Source organism: Bacteroides sp. ET71 (assembly GCF_023336905.1).
Lineage (GTDB): Bacteria > Bacteroidota > Bacteroidia > Bacteroidales > Bacteroidaceae > Bacteroides.
Map to the genome: position 1 here is coordinate 1 of NZ_JAMBLS010000133.1, position 623 is coordinate 623.

Here is a 623-nt window from a genome sequence, read left to right on the forward strand (position 1 = left end):
GGCGATTGAGGTGCGTGTTATCAATCTTTGCCTGCGAATAAGGAATCTGGTATCCTACCCGTATATTCATTCGAGCTTGGCACTTCTTCGTCTTCATATTCAGATGTTAAACTATGTACGAACCCTTTTGATAGGGCTTTTTCTTCAATGAATTTCAGCACTTTGGGAGTTCCTTTATTTATGTCAGAATCGGGAACGTGTTCAAGGTCTGTATAACTATCATAGTAGTAATCTGGACTTAAAAGCCAATATACCATTCGTGCAGTATGTATATCACAGCATGAATGGCTTATACACTGCATAATAGTCCAATTGCCATCATCGTAGTTATAGCTCTCCAGTAAATAATGTAATTCTTCTGAATTGTGAATTGATGTTATTTGCCTTGATATTTCATTGGCAAATTCTTCCATTCCAATTTTTCGCTGACGTGAGTATGCCTTAAAAAATTCTTCATTTTCGCAACCTTTCATACTCTTTTCAAAGTCGGATTGAGCCATTGAAAAATAGTAATCATCTCCAGCGCAAACTGCCCATTCTCTCAATGTATCCAACTCTTGTTTCCGTTTCTCACTTAAATTTTCGTACATAGTATTATAATTTATTTTGATTGATAATGGTTT

Annotated in this window: 1 protein-coding gene; it reads right to left on the reverse strand. The window is 35.8% G+C overall.

All coding sequences use genetic code 11. The features are described from left to right. Window positions 1-20: 20 nt before the first annotated feature. Window positions 21-623, reverse strand: a 603-nt coding sequence (locus tag M3090_RS15535) for a DUF4274 domain-containing protein (protein ID WP_249057774.1), incomplete at its 5' end; no start/stop codon positions are given.